This window comes from Ilumatobacter sp. (genome assembly GCF_039969435.1).
Classification (GTDB): Bacteria; Actinomycetota; Acidimicrobiia; order Acidimicrobiales; family Ilumatobacteraceae; genus Ilumatobacter_A.
In genome coordinates this window covers 512,805-532,723 of record NZ_JBDVNU010000006.1, presented here as the reverse complement: position 1 = coordinate 532,723, position 19,919 = coordinate 512,805, and the positions used below count along the sequence as shown (strand labels likewise).

The following is a 19,919-nucleotide window of genomic DNA, read 5'->3' as shown; positions in this document are numbered from 1 at the left end:
AAACGTGTTCGACACCGGTCGTCGACAGGTGTCGGACTGGAAGGTAGCCGAGCAGCCGGAGTCGGACCCAAGCGTCCTGGCACAGGGCACGCCACGACATCTCGGCTCTCTATGATCAGCGCGTGGCTGCGAGCGGGATCCCGAAGTACCGGTCGATCTCGAACGACCTCCGCCGACGGATCGACGGGGGTGAGATCGCTCCCGGCGAACGGCTCGCAGCCCAGCACGCGCTCGCCCAGGAGTACGGCGTGACGGTGATGACGCTGCGCCAGGCGCTGGCCGACCTCGAAGCCGACGGCCTGGTGCACGCGGTCAAGGGAACGGGCACCTTCGTTTCGGAGTCACCGAGCGTGCGCTACGACCTCGATCACCTGTGGAGCTTCACGCAGGAGATGACCGAGCAGGGCGTCGATGTCGACACCGAGGTCCTCGACGTCGACGAGGCGGCCGACTCGGCGATGGCTGCCGAGGCCAGCCGGTCGCTCGAACTCGCCGACGGCACGGCGCTCGTCGAGGTGGTCCGTCGTCGCTCGATCGACGGCATCCCGGTCGTCGTCCAGCGCAGCTTCGTGACCACGACGGCGTGGTCGAAGATCTCGTCGGTCGACCTGCGGGTGGTCTCGCTGTATGCGGCCCTCGCCACCGCGTGCGGTCTCGTCCTCGATCGTGCGTCGGAGATCCTGCGATCGGTGCGACTCGACGGGGTCGACGCCGAGATGCTCGCCGTCGAGCCCGGACGTGCGGCGTTCGAATCGGTGCGCGTGTCGCGGACCGGAGACGGCACGGCGTTCCTCTACGACCGCGCCGTGCTCAGCGGCGACGCCACCGAGATCCGCACCGAACGCTCGGCACGCAGCATGCACGTCGGCTATCGACCTCGCTGACGGCGCGGGTCGGGCACCGTCGGTCAGTCGCCGGACTCGAGCGCCGACTTGAGGTTGGCCATCGTGGTCGCACACGCGCGTTCCAGGTTGTCGCGGCGGCCTTCGATCCTGCCGGGGTAGACGTCGGGGAGGCCCAGGAGCGGAGCGTGGAAGGTCTCGGTGACGGTGCACCCGGTGCCCTCGGCGTCGGGTTCGATGGTGTACGCCCACGTGGTCGCGTGCTCGTAGTCGGGTGGCACCTCGTAGGCGAAGCGGCGTTCGGGTTCGAGTTCGGTCACCACGCAGTCGGCGTGCCACTCGTAGTCACCCGCCCGGTTGTGCCCACGGAACCGGGCGCCGACCTCGATCGACGAGGACCCGTCGAGGAACTCGCAGCGTTCGTTCTCCGGGCTGAGGCCGGGCAGACGGTCGAGGTCGGTGAGCAGGGCGAAGACCGTCTCGGGCGACGCGTCGACGTGGACCGACGCCGATCCGTGGAGTGGAGACCCGGCCTGGACGTCGTCGCTCATCTCCGTGAAGCTACGCGTCGGGGCGGGTGGCAGTCGAAACCACCGTCGTCCGGTCGCCGGCCTCGTGGAATAGCCGGGGGCCGAGTGGGTACGTCAGTGCGATGCCGAGACTCCCTCCACCGATCCGAGCGCTTCCGTGACCGTTCGGGTACCGAAGGCACTGCTCGACCGTGACCCCGCCGTGCTCGCGCCGCTGATCGACCTCACGCACGTTCCCGACACCGAGCCGGGCCACACGCGGCGTCGACGCGGATCCGGTTTCAGCTACACGAACGCCACCGGACGAGTCCTCGGAGTTCGTGAGATCACACGCATCGACGCACTCGCGATCCCGCCCGCGTGGACCGACGTGTGGATCTGCCCGAACCCCACCGGCTACCTCCAGGCGACCGGCATCGACGAAGCCGGTCGCAAGCAGTACCGATACCACGAGGCGTTCCGGGCGTTCTGCGACACGCGCAAGTTCGCTCGGCTCGCCTACTTCGGGCGGGCGATCGTGAAGATCCGAAAGGCGGCGGCGGCAGCTCTGAGCGAACCGGTCGGCAGTCGCGATCACGCCGTGGCCGCCGCGGTGACCCTCATCGATCGGGAACTGCTGCGCGTCGGCAACGACCAGTCCGCTGTCAACGGCCACTACGGCGCGACCACGCTGACGGTCGACCACGTCATCGACGACGGCCTGGTGTCGCTCGTGTACACCGCGAAGAGTGGCAAGGAGCGTGAGGTGCTCGTGGAGGACGACGACCTCGCCGACGTGCTGACCGAACTCGCCGCCGACGCCGACAACGAGCTGTTCTGGTTCGACGACGACCTCACCGGCGAGCGACGCCGAGCGACGGCGGGCGACATCAACCGGTTCGTGATCGAGCATGCCGGTTCGGCGTTCAGTGCGAAAGACTTCCGAACGTGGGGAGGGTCGCGCACCGCGCTCGAGGCCCGCGCCGGTGGCAGCCGTCTCCTCGAAGCGATCGACGCCGCTGCGGAGGAACTCGGCAACACCCGATCGGTGGCGCGCAGCTCGTACGTGCACCCCGCGATCACCGAGGCGGATCAGGAGTCGATCGACGCGGCATGGTCGTCGTCTCGCGGTTCGAGGTGGCTCGATCGGTCCGAGAGCGCACTCACCAAGCTGCTCACCGGGGAATAGTTGTGGCCACAAAGATGTTGGACCCGGTATGACATCGTCCATCCGACTCCACCGGGCCGCTGACCGCTTCCACACCGCAGCCGGCTGGCTCGACTCCCACCACTCGTTCAGCTTCGGGCACCACCGCGACCCGAACAACGTCCATCACGGGCAACTCCTCGTGCTCAACGACGATCGTGTCGCCGCCGGAACCGGCTTCGAGACCCACCCCCACCAGGACATGGAGATCGTCACCTGGGTGCTGGACGGTGAACTCGAGCACAAGGACTCCGAGGGCAACCGCGGCCTGATCTACCCGGGCCTCGCACAACGGATGACCGCCGGCTCGGGCATCTGGCACTCGGAGAAGAACAAGGCCGAGGACGCCGACGTCCACTTCATCCAGATGTGGATCGTCCCCGACACCGCCCGTGTCGATCCCGGGTACCAGCAGATGGACATCAACGAGCACCTCACACGAGGTGGCCTCGTCCCCGTCGCGTCGGGCATGGGGCACGACTCGGCGATCTCGATCCAGCAGCGCGACGCCGCGCTCTGGGCGGCACGCCTCACTCCCGGAGAACGGATCGAGGTCCCGGACGCGGCGTTCGCCCACGTCTTCGTCGCCAAGGGCTCGGCGGACTTCGAGCAGGTCGGCGCCCTGGCCACCGGAGACGCGGTCCGGATGACGGCGGGGGGCACGCCGACGATCACCGCCGGCGACGACGGTGCAGAAGTGCTGATCTGGCAGACCGGCGACCTGCCGCGCTGACCTCCGCCACGTCACCCACCCGACGAATCAACCAGGTGATCCAAACGGTGTCAGACACCATTTGGATCACCGGGTGGTCGTCTCGTCAGTCGGGGACGGGCACGGGTGGTTCGGGGTGACTGGCCATCGCCCACATGTCGGCGTCGGACGTGCCCATGATCGAGTCGTACACCGACCGCGGGTAGTGCATCTGCGGCTTCGAGTCGTCTGCGGCGGGCTGGGGCACCGGAGTCGGTCCGACCGTCGTGGGCGACGGTGACGTGAGTGCTGCGAGTTCCTCGGCCGAGATGCCGCACAGACCCTGCACCTCGGGGTCGACCCACTGCTTCTCGTCGATGTCGTGACCGCAGCACACCTCGAGGCTGAGCCCCTCGGGCCCGGCGAAGTAGATCGACTGGATCATGCCGTGGTCGATCGGCCCCATCACCTGCACTCCGTTGGACCTGATGCGATCGCGCATGGCGAGCACGTCGTCGAGGGTGTCGACGTGGAGTGCGATGTGCTGTGTTGCGCCTCCGGTCACCGGTGCGCCCGGATTGCCGGCGTGGGTGACGCCGTACTCGACCTCGGCCCGGTTGTCGGGGTGCTGCACGAAGGCGACGTAGGAGTCGCCGGACAGTTCGACGAAGCCGTGGAACGTGTTCGCCACACCGTGCATCCAGTACAGCGCTCGGGTCGGGCAGCCGAGCACCTCGGCCCAGAACGTGAGCTGGCCCTTCATGTCCGTCGTCGAGATGGCCAGGTGGTTGATCCCGCTCGGGTGCAGATCGGGGCGGATCTCGCCCTGGATCGTGGGAGCGGTCGACGACGCCGTGTCGAGTGAAGTCATGCTCCGACTTTACGACTGCGTCGCGAGGTCGAGATCATCGACGACCTCTCGACTCAGTACGCCGCGTCGAGGGCCTGTCGCATGTCGCGGACCTGCCCGGCCACCTCCTCGACGCTCCCGCCGTCGAGGAGCGTTCGCATCAGTGTCGAGGCCACGACCACGCCGTCGGACTCGCGCGACGCGGCGACCGCATGTTCGGGCGTCGAGATGCCGAAACCGATCACGACGGGCACGTCGCTGATCGCCTTCACCCTGCGCGCCAGCACCGTTCCGGCGTCGTCGAGGTCCGTCCGCTCCCCCGTCGTGCCCATGGTGCTCACGGTGTACATGAAGCCCTGGGTGTTCGACGCGAGCATCGCCAGGCGCTCGTCGGAGGTGACGGGGGCAGCGAGCAGGACGTTCTCGATGCCGTACTCCCCCGCTGCGGCGAGCCACTCGCCGGCCGCCTCGATCGGGAGGTCGGGAAGGATCGCGGCACTCAGACCGCTGGCCGCCATGTCCGACGCGAAGCGTTCCGTTCCGTAGCGGTAGACGAGGTTGTAGTACGTCATCGCGATCAACGGCACGGCGATCTCGCGATCGCGCAGTGCCGACAGAGCGGCGTGCGGCGTGATCCCGTTGTCGAGCGCTCGAACCGACGCCTGCTGGATCGTCGGGCCGTCCATCGCCGGGTCGGAGAACGGGATACCGATCTCCACGGCATCGGCCCCGGCGTCCACGACCGCCTCGACCAGATCGAGCCAGTCGGGGACGATGCCGGCGGTGACGTAGGGCATCAGCAGCTTGCGTCCGGAGTCGCGTGTGGCCCGGAGCGTGGAGCCCAGGGCGATCTGCGGTCGGGGTGAGGACGGGGAGTCCGAGGACACCGCCGTCTCGGGTGACGTCGTGCCCGTCACGACTCGTCGCCGTTCTGTGCGGCTTCGAGCATCTCCTGCACCTGTTGGACGTCCTTGTCCCCGCGCCCCGACAGGTTGACCACGACGTTCTTGCCCGCCAGTTCGGCGGCGTTGTCCATCACCCAGGCGATCGCGTGCGCCGATTCGAGGGCGGGGATGATCCCCTCGGTCCGTGCGAGCTTCCGGAAGGCAACGAGCACGCGTTCGTCGGTGACCGGGTGGTACTCGGCTCGACCGATGTCGGACAGGAACGAGTGCTCGGGGCCGACTCCGGGGTAGTCGAGGCCCGCCGAGATCGACTCGGCTTCGAGCACCTGACCCACTTCGTCCTGCATGAAGTGCGCCTTCATGCCGTGCACGATCGCCGGGATGCCCCGGCCGATCGCAGCACCGCCGGCCGGCTCCACACCGACGAGGCGGACCTCCTCGTGGTCGGCGAACCCGGCGAACAGTCCTGCGGCATTCGATCCACCGCCCACGCAGGCGACGGCGACATCGGGCTGTCTGCCCAACAGCGCCATCATCTGCCGCTGCGACTCGCACCCGATGATCTCGTGGAAGCTGCGCACCATCCACGGATACGGATGCGGACCCATCACCGTGCCGATGCAGTAGTGCGTGTGTTCCACCTCGCTCACCCAGGCGCGCATCGCCTCGTTGACGGCGTCCTTCAGCGTGCGGCTGCCTGACAGGGCGGGGATCACCTTCGCTCCGAGCAGACCCATCCGGAAGACGTTGAGGGCCTGTCGCTTCATGTCCACTTCGCCCATGTAGACGGTGCACTCCATCCCCATCAGCGCCGCGGCGGTGGCGGTGGCGACGCCGTGTTGGCCGGCGCCGGTCTCGGCGATCAGATGGGTCTTGCCCATCCGCTTGGCGAGCAGCGCCTGTCCGATCACGTTGTTGATCTTGTGGCTGCCCGTGTGGTTGAGGTCCTCACGCTTGAGGAACAGACGGAGGCCGAGTTCCGCGCCGAGGTTGACGCACTCGGTCATCGGCGACGGTCGACCGACGTAGTGCGTGAGGACGTCGAGGAACTCCTGACGGAACTCGTTGTCGGACCATGCGTCGCGGAAGGCCGCCTCGACCTCCTGGCACGCGCCGATCAACGGCTCGGGGACGAACCGCCCACCGAAGTCGCCGAAGTACCCGTCGGCGTCGGGTTCGGTCATGCGCTGTCGCTGGACGGTGTCGACTTCGAGCATCGTGGTCCTTGTCTCCCTCAAGAATTCTAGTCTTCTAGAAGAGTAGCGCCCCCAGTCGCATGTGCGGCGTCCGGCGGAGAAATCGGATCGGATCAGGGCTCTTCGGACGGAGCGGCCACAGTGGGCCGGACCCGACACGACCGATGCGTGTTCTCGGTGGTCCAATGCCGCGTTCGACCGTCGGGCGTGGCGCTCGACGGTCCGGCGTCGTCCGGCCGCGGGGTCTCGATTGCGGAACGGACGCCGAGAAACTCTGGAGTACCCCCGTGCTTGGATGGACAGCATGACCCCGGCGGCGATCCTCGAGCAGGCGACCATCATCGTCGGCGTGCGCTCGAACGCCGCGTCGTGCCGAACCGAGGTCTCGCGAGCGCTGGTGTCGGTGCGGCAGATGCGCGCCTGGATCGACGCACAGGAGGCACGTCTGATCACGCGTCTGTCGGCGTTCGACAGCTTCCCCGAAGCGACCATCGCCGAGGCCTCGAGGTCGAACCTCGGTCACGCAGCGAAGGCCACGGAACGCGCCGCCACGCTGGGTGCCACGCCGTCCCTCTCCCAGGCGTTGGAGGCCGGCGCCATCACGGCGGGTCACGTCGATGCCGTCACCCGGGCGCGCAGACAACTCGACGGGCCGCAACGTCAGCGGCTCCTCGACGTCGCCGACGGACTCACCGGAGTCGCCTTTGCTGCGACCGTCGAACAGTTCGCAAGCCGCATCCGTCTCGAGGCCCGACGGCTGCAGACCGACGACGGCGAAGACCGACTCGTCCGACAGAAGCGGAGCACCCGCGTGTCGACGTGGACCGGTGATGACGGCATGTGGAACCTGCGTGGGGTGTTCGACCCCGAGACGGGTGTCCGGCTGTTCTCCGCGATCGACTCGATGGTGGCGACGACGTTCGCCGAGGCCATTCCGGAGCACTGCCCCACCGACCCGATCGAGAAGCAGAAGTTCCTCGCAGCCCACGCCGTGGTCCGACTGCTGACCTCCCCGTCGTCGGGTGGGACCTCGTCGACGGGTTCCGTGCGGCCGCAGATGGTGGTCGCGATCGACGCCGATGCGCCGGAGCAGCCGGGACCCGTCGCTCAGTGGGCGATTCCGGTCGAACTACCGGCCAGAGTGGTGGCCGAACTGGCGGGCTCGTCGGACGTCACCGCAGTGGTCGTGCGCAACGGCGTGGTGCTGCACGCTCCCGGCAACCTCGACCTCGGTCGATCCACGAGGCTGGCCAACCGTCCCCAACGCCGCGCGCTGAGGGCCCTCTACCGCACGTGTGCGGTGCCGGGATGTTCGACCGGGTTCGACCGGTGCCGGATCCACCATGTGGTCTGGTGGCGACACGGTGGGCTGACGAATCTCGACAACCTGCTGCCGGTCTGCGCGGCGCACCACAGCCGGATCCACGACGACGGGTGGGCCGTCGAGCTCGGACCGAATCGCCGGCTGACCCTTCGCTTGCCCGATGGGACCGTGCGGAGTACCGGGCCGCCGAGCATCCGGGCGGCGTGACGTCCGAGGGAGCGGAACCGGGTCATCCGCGCCCTCCGGTCCGGCTCAGTCGCAGGAGACGGTCTCTCCGACCTTCGTACACGTTGTGAGACCGCCCCGGTCCGTCGGAGCGGAGTTCGACGGACCGGAGCGTTCCGTTGCGCTGCCCGGTGCATCAGCCGCAGACATCGGCGCCCTGCATTCCAGGGACGTCACGGTCGATGAATCCACCACACGGATCGTCCACTGCGTTCCGTCCCACACGAACTTCGGTGCGTTGACCGCCCCACCGACGTTGTAGCTCGAAAATGTGGCGCCCGTGACGGTCTCGCAGATCGTTCTGACGTTCGCGAAGTTCGGGAGCGTCGGGATGTTGAACTGGTCCTCCAGAGCGATGCCGTTCAGCGTCGGAGTCGGGCGGGGTGCGCGGTGCGCCGGGGGTGAGGGATCCACACTCGAGGGTGGCGCCCTTCACGATCTGTCTGGGGGTGAACCGCCCGACCGGTGCCAGCTCGATCGCCGGGCCATGTGGACCCACTTCGCCCTGCTCGCCCTGCGGTCCGGGGTCGCCCTGATCACCCTTGGGTCCCGGAGGTCCGGAGGCCGCGGGGATCATGTAGCCGGCCACGTCGATCAGCACGTCGCTCGCCGTTCCACTGACGAAGATGTCGATCTGTCCCGACGTCGGTAACTGCACGGTGACGGAGTTCGCGATGTTCGCCCCGCCTGCGGCCCAGTTGATGTTCGACGTCGACGGATCGCCGGTTGCGTCACCGGGACGGATCGACAGGAACCCGGTGGTGGCGGGTCGAACCACCGTCACGTTCAGCACGACCGCCGTCGCCGTGACCGGCACGACGTCAGCGCCGACCGGCGCGGCACCGCCGGGCGGCTGTGTCGGCACGGTGCCGGTCCCCTGCAGCTTCTGGGACACACCCGACACGAAGGGGCCGGCGAGGCCGACATCGGTGCGCGTGTCCAGGATTCGAGTCGGCGTCACGGTGATCACCGACGACGGTGCCGATGTCGCGGCGTCGACGGCGACCATGCCGCCGGCGCCCAGCGTGACCGCAATGGCGGCACCGATCGCCGCCCATCGTGAGCGCCACCCTCCGTTTCGAGGACTCGTCGTGCCCGTCATACTCCCGTCCGATCTCGCTCGAGCACCCGATCCCGCGCCGAGTGCGCAGGAAGTCATGCCACACGGCAGATCACTCGACGACGAACCGGCCGATTCATGTCGCCCGGTTCGAGACCAGGACAACGCTCGACGGCCTCTCGGGGCGTCGCCCGACCGCGCCTCAGAGCAGACGCTTGGCGACCTCTTCGAGCATCACCTCGGTGGCGCCACCACCGATCGGGAGGATGCGTGCGTCGCGGGTCATCCGCTCGATGGTCGACTCGCGCATGTACCCGATGCCTCCGTGGAACTGGAGACAGTCGTACATCACCTCGTTGACCACTTCGCACCCCAGGGCCTTGACGCCCGACATGGCGCGCACGTTGTCGATGCCCTGATCGCCGAGCCAGGCGGCGTGGTACATCCCGGCACGAACGGCGTCGACCTTGGCCTGGTTCATCGCCATGCGCTGACGGATCGCACCGAGGTCGGAGAGATGCCCACCGAACGCCGGCCGACTCCGGACGTACTCACTGGTGAGGTCGATCGCCGCCTGGGCTGCGCCGACCCCCATGCCGACCAGGACCATCCGCTCGTTCTGGAAGTTCTTCATCGTCTCGTAGAAGCCACGGTGCACGGTGCCGAGCACCGAGGAGTCGGGCAGCCACACGTCGTCCAGCACCAGCTCGGCGGTGTCGGAGCATCGCCAGCCGTGCTTGTCCAACTTGTTCGCGACGGAGAACCCCTCGGTTCCGGCCGGAAGGAGAAACATGGTGATGCCGTACTTGTTGTCCGGGTCGGTCTTGGCGGCGAGGATCGTCATGTCGCCGTACACGCCGTTCGTGATGTACGTCTTGGTGCCGTTGATGCGCCAGCCGTCACCGTCCTTCACCGCCGAGGTCCGGATGCCGGCCACGTCGGAGCCGGCATCGGGTTCGCTCACACCGATCGACAGGATCGTCTCGCCGGACAGGACGCTCGGCAACCACCGCTCGAGTTGTTCGGGCGAACCGGAGTTGACGAGATGCGGGCCGGCCATGTCGGTGTGGACGAGGACCGAGGCGTCGAAACCGGCATACGTCGACGAACCGAGCGCCTCACTGAACGTGGCCGATGCCACCATCCCGAGCCCGAGTCCACCGTGCTCCTCGGGGACACGGAGCCCGAGCATTCCCAACGAACCCATCTTCCGGAACGTCTCGCGGGGCACCTTGCCGGCCGCCTCCCATGCGTCGCCGTGGGGTTCGACCTCCTTGGAGACGAACTCGACGGTCTGTTCGTAGATCGCCTCCAACTCGTCGGTCATGTAGGCGTTGCGGTGCGTCGTGCTCACCGCTTCAGCCAATCACATTTCACATGCCGACCCACCGCGAAGGCCCGCCGCCCGGACACTCGGCCACCATCAGCGCCACCGAGGTGCCCGCCGGCCCCTGCGATCGTCACTTCCGCAGCGTCGTCTTCGAGATCACCTCGTACGCGCGGAGGAGGGGTCATCACCTCCGCTCGCGTGCGTTCTCAGCCCTGTGTCTCGCCCCGGCCGGTCTTCGCCTGCAACTCGTCGATCCGCTGCGAGGCTTCGGCCTTCGTCATCGTTTCGTCGAAGTCGACTCCGGCCTCCTGGCTCAGGGTCCGGAGGTACGAGGCCTGGGGACCGGTCATCTTCTCGTCGCCGGTCACCCAGTCCTGCGGGTCCTTCTCGGGGTTCCCGGGGAGGTCACCGCCACTGGTGTCGGTGGTGTCTTCGGTGTGATCGGTCATGACGTTCTCCTGTGGTGTTCGTGGACCGTCATCGGCCCACGTCGCTGTTGATGTCGGTGCTGATGACGTCGGTACCCGCAGCGTGCGACCCCCAATCCCCCGATCGCGCGCCGGGCGGTTCCATCCGTTCGGACGAGATTGGTCGCTCGATGCTCGGGGTACACCTGCGCGATGATCGCCAGCACTGCAGTGTCCGATGCACTCTTCGTCCTCGACGGAGCGCGTCGATCACCGGAGTCGGCGAGGAGTGCGACCCGGGTCCTGGGCGACGACGTCCGCTGGTCGATCGTGTCGGTCATCGCGGAGCATCCCCGCTTCACGTCGGGAGCGACCGGCTTCGCTTCGCCGATCCTGTCCGAGTCGGAGATGGACGCGCGTGCCACCGAGGAACTCATCGCCGGTGACGCAGCTGCGGCCGCGACCGCCGGCGGCTTCGGCGATCGGCCGGTGACCCAGGCCGTCGTGCGTGGCGAGGTGGTCGCTGCGGTCACGCGGTACGTCGATCGCCATCCCGTCGATCTCGTCGTCGTCGAATCGACCGACGTGGCCGCTGCACTGCTGGACGGCGGACTTCCCGCCGTCCTGGTCGTGGCTCCGACGAACGACTGACGACACGACAGGCACCGAGCGTCAGCGGAGAGGAACCGAGCGACGGAAGCCGTCAGCGCTCGGGCAACACGATCGACAGCAGTCGATCGACGAAACCCTGGTCGATCGGATCGCGAGTGAGCAGCCGCCGGTAGACGAAAGGACCGATCAGCACGTCGATCAGCACGTCGAGGTCGAGGTGGCCGGCAAGTTCTCCGCGCACGACAGCGCGCTCGAGCAGGCTGCGCAACGGCGCACGGCGATGTCGGACGTAGTCGTCGAGCGACGAGCGAACGGCCTCGTCACGACGGCTGGCTTCGATCAGGTGCGGCAGGATGTCACTCATCGGGTTCTTGTCGAACCGTTGCACCAACTCGCCCAGGTACATGTCGAGATCCGCCCGCAGTGAGCCGGTGTCCACGTCATCGAACGGCACGATCGCCGAATCCAGCGCTGCGATGACCAAGGTCTCCTTGCTCGGCCATCGCCGGTAGACGGTCGCCTTGGACACGCCGGCCCGGGCGGCCAGGTCGTCCATCGACATCCCGTCGATGCCGACCTCACCGGCGAGTTCGAGCGTGGCGGACAGGATCGCCTCGTCCGCCTCGACCGACCGCGGCCGCCCGCGACGGGCGGGCTGGGACGACGACCGTCCGCCGCTCGACGCCGCCGAATTCGCCGCCTCCGTGCTGGCGGTCCTCGTCTCCTCGGTGCCCGCCTCGACCGTGCCCTCCTCGACCGTGCGCGGCTCCGTCGTGCCCGAATCGACCATGGTGGACATCATGGCCGATCGATCGGACCCCTCGCCGCGTTCACCGAGAGACCGGGTGACCCGTCCGACGTGAGCGAACGGAGGCTCGCTCCAGCCGGTGCAGCAGCACCGACGACCGAAGGTGAACCGCCCGGCGCGCCCACCGCCGCGGGCCGGATGTCGGCGGGCTCGGACGTCGACGCGTCCGTGGCGTGCGCCGGGAGGAACCGCCACGCCATGAGCGCCGCTGCGGCGACGACGGCCACGCCGACCCGCAGACCGACCGACATCGAGTCGACGAACGACTGGTTGGCTGCGTCGAGGAACCGGGCCGCATCGGCACCGAGTCCGGCGGCGACGCGTTGCGCACCGCCGAGCGACGCCTGTGCCTCGGTCCCGGCGGCGGAACTCAGACCGAACTGCTCGGCCAGGTCGGTCAGTCGGCTGGCGTACACACTCGACACCGCCGAACCCACGATCGCCACGCCGAGCGCGCCGCCCACCTGACGGGTGGTGTCGTTGATCGCCGAGCCGACGCCGGCCTTCTCGCGCGGCAGCGAGCCCATGATCGACTCCGTCGCCGGAGCCATGGTCATGCCCATGCCCGCCGACATCACGACGAGGAACGAGATCACCACGACGTACGGGGTCTCGGGCTGGATCAACGACAAGAGCGACAGCCCGACCATGATCAGGACGAGGCCGGTCAGCACGACCCGCTTGGTGCCCGCGCGTTCGACGAGTCGCGCCGACATCGGTGCGACGAGCATCATCGTGAACGCCTGGGGCAGGAGCCTGACGCCGGCCTGGAGTGGCGAGTAGCCATGGACCAACTGCCAGTACTGGGTCATCAGGAACAGCGAGCCGAAGAGCGCGAAGAAGACCATGGTGATGGTGCCACTGGCGGCCGAGAACCGGGCGTTGCGGAACACGCTCACGTCCAGCATCGGATGTGCGGTGTGGAGTTCCCAGGCGATGAACGAACCGAGTGCGACGATGCCGACGGCGAATCCGACCAGCACGGTCGAGTGCGTCCATCCCTTGGCCGGGCCCTCGATGATGCCGAACAGCAACGACGCGAGCCCGACGATCGACAGCGCTGCGCCGACCGGGTCGAGCCGGCTCTGCTTCGGGTCGCGCGAAGTCGGGACGAGGAAAGCGCCCAGCAGCAGGGCGGTGGCGCCGAGCGGCAGGTTGACCCAGAACACGGAGTGCCACGAGAAGTGTTCGAGGAGGAACCCGCCCGCCATCGGACCAACGGCGACACCGAGGCCGGAGAACCCGGCCCACACCGCAATGGCGCGTCCGCGCTCCCTGGGGTCTCGGAAGACGTTGGTGAGGATCGACAGGGTGGACGGCATGATCAGTGCGCCGCCGATCCCCATGAAGGCACGTGCGGCGATCAACTCCCCGGCAGAACCCGACAGCGCGGCGGCGACGGATCCGAGGCCGAACAGGACGATGCCGATCTGCAGAGCACCCTTGCGACCGAAGCGGTCCGACAGGCTCCCTGCGGTGAGCAGCAACCCGGCGAACACGATCACGTAGGAGTCGATGATCCACTGGATCTGGCTGTTGCTCGCACCCAGGTCCGTGATCAGCGACGGGATCGCCACGTTGAGGATCGTGTTGTCCATCACGATGATGAGCAGGCTGAGGCACAGCACCCCGAGCACCAGCCAACGGCGCTCGTGGACCACCGTGTCGAGATCGTCGGGGGCGGGAGCGGGTGATGGCGGAGACGGCCGTGTGTCGTCGTCTGGCCGTCGCTTCGGATCGTCGATCACTGTCATCTCTCGCTCACTCTTCTCTTCTTGCAATACTGAACCGTTCAGTATCGTAAATCGACAGGCGGTGGGATCCGACCATCCGCCGTGTGACACTCGACATGCGGCAACGGGGCGGAGTCGCCGGTGCGGGACCGGTCGGCCGGACCGTGCACTACCTTGACGGCGATGTCGGGCCTCACACCGTTGACCACCTGGCAGCAACGCCTCGCCGATGAACTCGCCGACGACTCGGTGGTCGTCGCCGTCGACGACGCGGTCCGCCACGTGATCCTCGAGGAACTCGACCACTGTCGCCGGGCACCGGTCTTCGAAGGGCGTCAACCGACCTACGGAGCGATGATCATCTCGCCCGACGGATCGGCGGATCGGCGCCAGGCGCTCAACGACCACATCGCATTCGACGTGATCCCGCTCGACGGCGACCCGATGCGGGCACGAACCTACGCCGACGGCAGGTCGTCGTACCTCGTGCGCGACGTCGAGGGCCACGTGGCACTCGCATGTTTCGAACGGTCGATGCTCTTCGAAGTCGACCTCGTCCACCTGCAACAGCTCACCGGTGGCGCCATCGTGCAGCGCACACCCGTCCTCGACGTGGTGCGGATCTTCGTCGAGGACTCGGTGATCAGTTGGGACGGACGCCACTGGCAGTCGCGCCCCACGGCGAGTTCGCTGCGGACGGCGCTCGCGTCGGGACGGCCCGAACTCGGCGAGCGACTGGCCGACGTGGCCGAACTCGCGATCCACTGGCTCGCTCCGTCACGCGTGGGAGCGACCATCGTGATCGGTCACGGCGAACTCGACTACGGCCGCCTCGACCTGTCGACGGCAGCCCGCACGCCCGCCCTGTCGGTGAGCAACCGTCGCCACTTCGCAGCGCTGGTGGCGGTGCTGCGCCAGCACGATCTGGCCGTGGTCGTCGACAACGACGGCGTCATCCGCAAGATGGCCGTCGGCCTGCGATGGAGCGACGCCGCCGAGGCTGCCGTGGACAACGCCCGCGGGATGCGACACCGTTCGGCGCAGAGGTACAGCTACGACCAGGCCGACGTGACCGTGGTGGTGGTGAGCGAGGACGGGCCGGTGACGTTCTACCGGAACGGCGCCGTGCTGGCCACGACCGGCGCCGCTCCACCCGACGAGGCCGCGGCGCCGCTCACCGGACCCTGAACGCCGACCGTCCGCCGCGACGGCGTCGGTCAGGTCGTTGCGGTGCGCGCTGCGAGACGACGTCGGGTCTGGCGTGACACACGGGTGACGGCCTTGGACCTGTCGACGCTCCGCTCGGCCAGGTCCCGACGCGCACGTCGCTCCCCCAGCGCGGCGGCGATCACGAGGCGACGCTGGCGTTTGGAACGGAGCTTCGAGTAGACCACCGGCCGCCGGGCACCGGGGTCGATCGCGACGACGGGCCCGTCACACAGACCGACACACTTCAGGTCGACGACGTCGCACTCGGTCTCGAGGGCGTTGCGCATCTTGGCGGATTCACGACGTTTCGCACAGTCCTTGCCCATGCACATCGCGATGACGGGACGCTCGGCGACGACGGAGAGTGATCGTTTCCCCATGGCGGGCTCTACAGCTCGACCTGCGCACCCACTTCGACGACCTGGCCGGCCGGGAGGTGGTAGAAGCGCGACGCACTGGCTGCGCCGCGGTGGAGCAGCACGAACAACTGATCCCGCAACGGGTGCATCCCCGGCCGATTGCCGGCGGTGACCGACTCGCGTCCGAGGAAGTAGGTGACGTCGTCGACGTCGAACGGGTGGTGCGGGATCACGTGCCCGGCGAGCACGGCGGGAACGTCGGGCTCGTCGAGATAGCCGAAGGTGATCCGAACGTGCGTGATGTCGCCGGGGAGTCGGATGTGACGGGCTCGCTTGCGAACACCGACGTGTGGGTCCTCCGACACCTCGACCGACACGAGAATCACGTTCTCGTGCAGCACGTGGTGGTGACGTACGTTCGCGGCGAGGGCCGGAGGGACGCTGCCGCTGTCACGGAACATGTACACCGCCGTGCCGGGCACCCGCGGAAGGCCGCGTGAGGCGACCTCTTCCATCACCGACTCGAGTGTCCGGTTCGATTCGTTGAGCGACTTGGCGACGAGTTGGCGGCCCGTGCGCCACGTCGTCATCTGCGCCACGAGTACCAGGCCGACGAGCAGTGGGAGCCAACCGCCCGCCGGGATCTTCGGGATGTTCGCCGACAGGAACCCGACGTCCACGATCATGAACGGCAGGAGCACGACCAGTGCCTTCAGGGTCGACCAGTCCCACCGATCGCGCACCAGACGGTAGAAGATCAGCGTCGTGATCAGCATCGTGGTCGTGACGGCGATGCCGTAGGCCGCCGCCAGCGCACTCGACGTCCGGAAGATCAGGATCAGCGCGACGCATCCGATCATCAGCAGCCAGTTGACCAGCGGGACGTACACCTGCCCGATGTGCTGGGGCGACGTGTGGCGGATGGCGAGCCGCGGGAGGTAGTCGAGCTGCACCGCCTGCGCGGTCAGCGAGAACGCACCCGAGATCAGGGCCTGGGAGGCGATCACCGTCGCACACGTGGCCAGGACGGCGAGTGGAGCGACACCCCACTTCGGTGCCATGTCGTAGAACGGGTTCCCGAGTTGCCCCTCGCCGTTGCCGAGCAGTGCAGCCTGTCCGAAGTAGATCGCCAGCAGGCTCGGCAGGACGAGGCAGTACCAGGAGATCGAGATCGGGATCCGGCCGAAGTGACCCATGTCGGCGTACAACGCTTCGCCCCCCGTGACCACGAGGAAGATCGAACCGAGTGAGAGGAAGGCGCGCAGCGGATGGTCGATGAACAACTCGACCGCGTAACCGGGCGACACCGCCGCCAGCACTCCGGGGTGCTGGATGATCTGGCGGATACCGAGCACGGCGAGCGTGGCGAACCACACGACCATGATCGGACTGAACACCCTGGCGATCCCCGCCGTCCCGCGGGACTGCACCGCGAACAGCGCGATCAGGATCAGGATCGACACCGGGATCACGAAGCTCGAGAACGCCGTGGTGGCGACCTCGAACCCCTCGACGGCGGACAACACCGAGATCGCCGGGGTGATCAGTCCGTCGCCGTAGAGCAGAGCGGTGCCGAACACGCCGAGGGTCACGATCGCCGCATGCATCTTCGACGGAGGCGCTCCCTTGCCGGGCATCACCAGAGCGGTGAGGGCGAGGATGCCGCCCTCGCCGTGGTTGTCGGCGCGCATCACCAGGAAGAGGTACTTCAGGGAGATCACCGTCAACAGTGCCCAGAACACCACCGATGCGACGCCGTACGCCGTGGCCTCGGCCACTTCGAGTTCGGACACCTCGAAGGATTCGCGGAAGGCGTAGATCGGACTCGTGCCGATGTCGCCGAAGACGATGCCGAGAGTTCCGAAAGCCAGCGCCATCCGGCCCGCGGTGGGATGTTCGCTCACCGAGCAGACGCTACGTCAGCGCTGACGAAAGCCCTTGCCGTTCAGGATCTTCGGGACGCAGCTGTCCACGCGGGATTCACGGGTCGACGCCTGCTTCGCTCCCGAGATGTGCAGGTGGTACTCCCGCCGTCGACCGGGCGTGAGGGCATCGAACGCCGCCTTCAGCTCGGCATCGCCATCGAGTCGTGCCTGCAGCTCCTCGACGAGTTCGAGCTCGGGCGGTGGGCCCACCTCGATGCCATCGACCTCGAGTTGCACGGCTTCTGCGACGTAGGAGACCACGGTGTCGGTGAGTCGCTCGACGTCGGCCACCGACGCGAAGCACATCCGTCTGGCCGACCGCGAGTTCGGCCCGTTCGGCTCGAGCACGCCCGCGATGTCGTCCAGGAGCATGCCCTTGAAGAACATCAGTGCGAGGACGTCCTTCATCTCCTGCATGATGACGATGTTCGCGCCCTCGGTGCCGAAGCAGGGCTTGTTCCACTTGAGCTGCTCGGAGAGTCCGCAACCGAGCAGGACCGGGCGGAGCGCGGTCATCACCTCGGGCCAGTTCGTCGACTCGGCGATGTAGCGGTCGACGTCGTTGCTCGTGTCCCTCTGCACGACGACGGATTCTTCCACACCGTCCGGCGCCCGATGCGAGGCACTGGCCGTTCCGGAGCACGCGCTGACCTCGTTTCCGGGTCGACCTCTGACAAGCTCGAATTCATGCATGAACGTCGTCGACGTCCGGTCTCGTCGGCGCAACCCGTTCGCGGGGCGCAACGTCTCTGGCATCCCCGGGTCTGGGGAACCGTCGTCGGCGCCGCGGGCGCAACGGTGTTCGTCATGGTCAACCGGGGTGCGCTGCCGGAACCCTGGCCGACCGTTGCGCTGTGCGCCTGGGTCGTCGCGCTCCTGGCCTACGTCTTCCTCGTGTTCGGACGTCCACGGGCTCTCGGGGAGATGGACGAAGTCGGACCTCGGAGCGGGCTGGTCTACCTCGGCAGCGTGGTGGGGATGCTCGTGACGATCCGCCTCGGCTACGTCCTGCTGCCCGACTCACGGGTCGAGGACCTGCGGCCTGCGGTGATCGTGATCGCGGTCGGGCTGCACTTCCTCCCGTTCTCCGCAGCGTTCCACACCCCCATGTTCATGCGGCTCGGGGTCATGATGACCGCGCTCGGCGCGGCGGGTCTGGGACTCGGCTGGACGTGGGACGAGCGTGCCGCCGCCGCCTCGGCCGTGGTGACCGGAGTGCTGATGCTCGTCGCGATCGCGGGCGATGCCGTCGACCCGGACCTGGCGCCGACGTCAGCCGGCACTCACCCCTGAGGTCCGTCGACCCGGTCGGCGAGTCGTCGCATCGCGTCCGTCCAGTCCGGCGGGCCCACGAGGTCGGTCGGACTCCAGGCGTGGAAATCCGAGCTCCACATGCGGCCCTGGTACCGCCGCATGACCGAGGCGTGGCTGTGGTCGCGGGTGAACGCCGAGATCGCCGGCTGATCGTCCCACGTCGACAGGGTCCAGAAGGTCCTACGGAGTGGCGCGGCCCGCAGCGAGATGCCGGAGCACCCCGGCGACCGCAGTGCGGTGCGTCGGAGTCGCAAGGCGGTCACGAGGAACCCGGGTACGTGGCGGGCGCGTCTCAGCTCAAGTCTCGAGACCTGGACCAGACCCACGTCACGAGACCCGTGTCCGGACTTCCACAGAATGGTGATCATCGTTCTCCTCGGTTTCGTGGCGTGACGGTGGTGGTGAGCATTTCTCGATCAGTCCCGCAACGGCAGTCGGCGATTCTGTTCTCTCGGCTGTCAGAACCGCACGAAGGCGGCCGCGTACCGGCTCCGTCGGAACGCCTGATCACGGTGCGACGCGGCCGGATCGAGCGTCGGACCCCCGGGCGTCGGTGAGCGATTCCCGGCGGTGCGCGATCCGGTCCTCGGTGGATGCCCACGACCACACGGACAACAGCAGGAGCGGCAGCGTCGTCGCCATCCCACCGACCCACATCAGCGATGCCGCGGCGCGCTGGTCCGCGAGCGCGTCGACCGGCCCGAGACGATCGGCGTACGTGTCGATGAGTGGGCTCGACGCCGAGATCAGCACGACACCGAGCAACGCGCTGCCACCGATCACTCCGAACACGGCACCGACGCGATCGAAGGCTGCCTCGCGACCGGAGGATCGCAGCGCCGCCCACAGTGCGATCGCACTGCAGACGTAGGCGACGTGTTCGACGTCGTGGACGAACCGGTTGCGCAGCGCCGCATCGTAGATCCCGGTCAGATGGGTCGCATACAGTACGAGCACGAAGGCCGCCGCCGACGCGATCGCACCGTGCGAACGCCATCGACGCGCCAGCGAGCGCTCGGTCGTGGTCGTGCGCCTGGGCACCCATCCGAGCGCGCGTGACGTCGCGACCGGCCTGGCGACCACGACGAGCGGCGCCGCGACGACGATCATCACCAGGTGCTGCACCATGTGGCCGGTGAAGGACCGCTGCGCCCACCGCTCCATCACCGGCAGCACCGACACGAGCAGCGCCGCCACGCCAGCACACCACGCCGTCAACCGCCAGACCGACGCTCGGCCGGTCTGCAGCCACCCCCATCCGTAGACGACGACCGCGATGATCCCGACCGCCACGAGCACCCCGTGCTCCACCGGACTCGTGTGTGCGATCACGTCGGTCCACACGGTGTCAGACACCGTGCGACAGACCGTGATCCAAACGGTGTCTGACACCGTGTGACAGACGGTGTGGGG

The 19,919-nt window shown here is 67.9% G+C and carries 21 protein-coding genes and 1 pseudogene; 8 read left to right on the top strand and 14 right to left on the bottom strand.

The features are described from left to right. Positions 1–122: 122 nt before the first annotated feature. Positions 123–884, top strand: coding sequence for a GntR family transcriptional regulator (locus ABJK40_RS03270; RefSeq protein ID WP_348477987.1), 762 nt, complete (start codon positions 123–125; stop codon positions 882–884). A gap of 23 nt (positions 885–907) precedes the next feature. Here the strand turns inward: ABJK40_RS03270 and ABJK40_RS03265 are convergent, their stop codons facing one another. Beyond that, entirely contained in the window at positions 908–1,393 is a 486-nt protein-coding gene (locus tag ABJK40_RS03265) for an SRPBCC family protein (protein WP_348477988.1), read from the bottom strand. Positions 1,394–1,529: 136 nt separating this feature from the next. On the opposite strand from ABJK40_RS03265, the gene ABJK40_RS03260 reads away from it, so the two are divergent. After that, on the top strand, positions 1,530–2,540 hold the full coding sequence (locus ABJK40_RS03260; RefSeq protein WP_348477989.1) for a DNA topoisomerase IB: 1,011 nt from the start codon (positions 1,530–1,532) through the stop codon (positions 2,538–2,540). A gap of 28 nt (positions 2,541–2,568) precedes the next feature. Next, complete coding sequence (locus tag ABJK40_RS03255) at positions 2,569–3,291, top strand: pirin family protein (protein ID WP_348477990.1); 723 nt, start codon at positions 2,569–2,571, stop codon at positions 3,289–3,291. A gap of 85 nt (positions 3,292–3,376) precedes the next feature. Here the strand turns inward: ABJK40_RS03255 and ABJK40_RS03250 are convergent, their stop codons facing one another. From ABJK40_RS03250 to trpB, 3 genes are read right to left on the bottom strand one after another with little or no spacing between them, the layout of a single operon-like run. Beyond that, positions 3,377–4,120 (bottom strand): VOC family protein, encoded by a 744-nt coding sequence (locus ABJK40_RS03250; RefSeq protein WP_348477991.1) that lies wholly within the window; start codon positions 4,118–4,120, stop codon positions 3,377–3,379. A 53-nt stretch (positions 4,121–4,173) separates the two neighbouring features. Further along, a complete protein-coding gene (gene trpA / locus ABJK40_RS03245; RefSeq protein ID WP_348477992.1) occupies positions 4,174–5,016 on the bottom strand; it encodes a tryptophan synthase subunit alpha in 843 nt (280 codons plus the stop codon). Next, positions 5,013–6,221, bottom strand: coding sequence for a tryptophan synthase subunit beta (gene trpB / locus ABJK40_RS03240; protein ID WP_348510141.1), 1,209 nt, complete (start codon positions 6,219–6,221; stop codon positions 5,013–5,015). Before trpB ends, trpA begins: the two co-directional genes overlap by 4 nt. A 283-nt stretch (positions 6,222–6,504) precedes the next feature. Between trpB and ABJK40_RS03235 the strand changes: the two genes are divergently transcribed. Further along, positions 6,505–7,731, top strand: coding sequence for a DUF222 domain-containing protein (locus ABJK40_RS03235; protein ID WP_348510140.1), 1,227 nt, complete (start codon positions 6,505–6,507; stop codon positions 7,729–7,731). A 154-nt stretch (positions 7,732–7,885) separates the two neighbouring features. On the opposite strand, the gene ABJK40_RS03230 is transcribed toward ABJK40_RS03235, so the two are convergent. The 3 genes from ABJK40_RS03230 to ABJK40_RS03220 form a co-directional block, all read right to left on the bottom strand. After that, complete coding sequence (locus ABJK40_RS03230; RefSeq protein ID WP_348477995.1) at positions 7,886–8,851, bottom strand: hypothetical protein; 966 nt, start codon at positions 8,849–8,851, stop codon at positions 7,886–7,888. A gap of 160 nt (positions 8,852–9,011) precedes the next feature. Beyond that, positions 9,012–10,163, bottom strand: a complete 1,152-nt coding sequence (locus tag ABJK40_RS03225) for an acyl-CoA dehydrogenase family protein (protein WP_348477996.1) — start codon at positions 10,161–10,163, stop codon at positions 9,012–9,014. A gap of 182 nt (positions 10,164–10,345) precedes the next feature. Then, complete coding sequence (locus ABJK40_RS03220; RefSeq protein ID WP_348477997.1) at positions 10,346–10,588, bottom strand: DUF3072 domain-containing protein; 243 nt, start codon at positions 10,586–10,588, stop codon at positions 10,346–10,348. Between the two features lie 171 nt (positions 10,589–10,759). Here ABJK40_RS03220 and ABJK40_RS03215 point away from each other — a divergent pair, with 171 nt between their 5' ends. Then, positions 10,760–11,197 carry a hypothetical protein gene (locus ABJK40_RS03215; protein ID WP_348477998.1) on the top strand — a complete coding sequence of 146 codons (438 nt, stop codon included), beginning with the start codon at positions 10,760–10,762 and terminating at the stop codon, positions 11,195–11,197. 52 nt (positions 11,198–11,249) lie between these two features. Here the strand turns inward: ABJK40_RS03215 and ABJK40_RS03210 are convergent, their stop codons facing one another. Together ABJK40_RS03210 and ABJK40_RS03205 are read right to left on the bottom strand one after the other, a co-directional pair. After that, positions 11,250–11,960, bottom strand: a complete 711-nt coding sequence (locus ABJK40_RS03210) for a TetR/AcrR family transcriptional regulator (protein WP_348510139.1) — start codon at positions 11,958–11,960, stop codon at positions 11,250–11,252. After that, complete coding sequence (locus tag ABJK40_RS03205; protein ID WP_348478000.1) at positions 11,957–13,720, bottom strand: DHA2 family efflux MFS transporter permease subunit; 1,764 nt, start codon at positions 13,718–13,720, stop codon at positions 11,957–11,959. The genes ABJK40_RS03210 and ABJK40_RS03205 overlap by 4 nt, the downstream gene beginning before the upstream one ends. 162 nt (positions 13,721–13,882) lie before the next feature. On the opposite strand from ABJK40_RS03205, the gene ABJK40_RS03200 reads away from it, so the two are divergent. Next, positions 13,883–14,887 (top strand): DNA integrity scanning protein DisA nucleotide-binding domain protein, encoded by a 1,005-nt coding sequence (locus ABJK40_RS03200; RefSeq protein WP_348478001.1) that lies wholly within the window; start codon positions 13,883–13,885, stop codon positions 14,885–14,887. 29 nt (positions 14,888–14,916) lie between these two features. Here ABJK40_RS03200 and ABJK40_RS03195 read toward each other — a convergent pair whose 3' ends face one another. From ABJK40_RS03195 to ABJK40_RS03185, 3 genes are read right to left on the bottom strand one after another with little or no spacing between them, the layout of a single operon-like run. Next, positions 14,917–15,288, bottom strand: a complete 372-nt coding sequence (locus ABJK40_RS03195) for a hypothetical protein (RefSeq protein WP_348478002.1) — start codon at positions 15,286–15,288, stop codon at positions 14,917–14,919. Positions 15,289–15,296: 8 nt separating this feature from the next. Beyond that, positions 15,297–17,171, bottom strand: a complete 1,875-nt coding sequence (locus ABJK40_RS03190) for a KUP/HAK/KT family potassium transporter (RefSeq protein WP_348478003.1) — start codon at positions 17,169–17,171, stop codon at positions 15,297–15,299. Between the two features lie 15 nt (positions 17,172–17,186). Continuing rightward, positions 17,187–17,774, bottom strand: coding sequence for a YdeI/OmpD-associated family protein (locus ABJK40_RS03185; RefSeq protein ID WP_348478004.1), 588 nt, complete (start codon positions 17,772–17,774; stop codon positions 17,187–17,189). A gap of 105 nt (positions 17,775–17,879) precedes the next feature. Between ABJK40_RS03185 and ABJK40_RS03180 the strand changes: the two genes are divergently transcribed. Next, positions 17,880–18,485: a hypothetical protein gene (locus tag ABJK40_RS03180; RefSeq protein ID WP_348478005.1), complete on the top strand. Its 606-nt coding sequence runs from the start codon at positions 17,880–17,882 to the stop codon at positions 18,483–18,485. On the opposite strand, the gene ABJK40_RS03175 is transcribed toward ABJK40_RS03180, so the two are convergent. After that, positions 18,476–18,769: a hypothetical protein gene (locus ABJK40_RS03175; protein WP_348510138.1), complete on the bottom strand. Its 294-nt coding sequence runs from the start codon at positions 18,767–18,769 to the stop codon at positions 18,476–18,478. The two genes, ABJK40_RS03180 and ABJK40_RS03175, sit on opposite strands and share 10 nt — an antisense overlap. A 145-nt stretch (positions 18,770–18,914) precedes the next feature. Between ABJK40_RS03175 and ABJK40_RS03170 the strand changes: the two are divergent. Further along, positions 18,915–19,013, top strand: a pseudogene (locus ABJK40_RS03170) (CGNR zinc finger domain-containing protein); the annotation flags it as partial. On the opposite strand, the gene ABJK40_RS03165 reads toward ABJK40_RS03170, so the two are convergent. Further along, positions 19,014–19,862: a cytochrome c oxidase assembly protein gene (locus ABJK40_RS03165; protein ID WP_348478007.1), complete on the bottom strand. Its 849-nt coding sequence runs from the start codon at positions 19,860–19,862 to the stop codon at positions 19,014–19,016. It abuts the pseudogene before it with no gap. Positions 19,863–19,919: the final 57 nt, after the last annotated feature.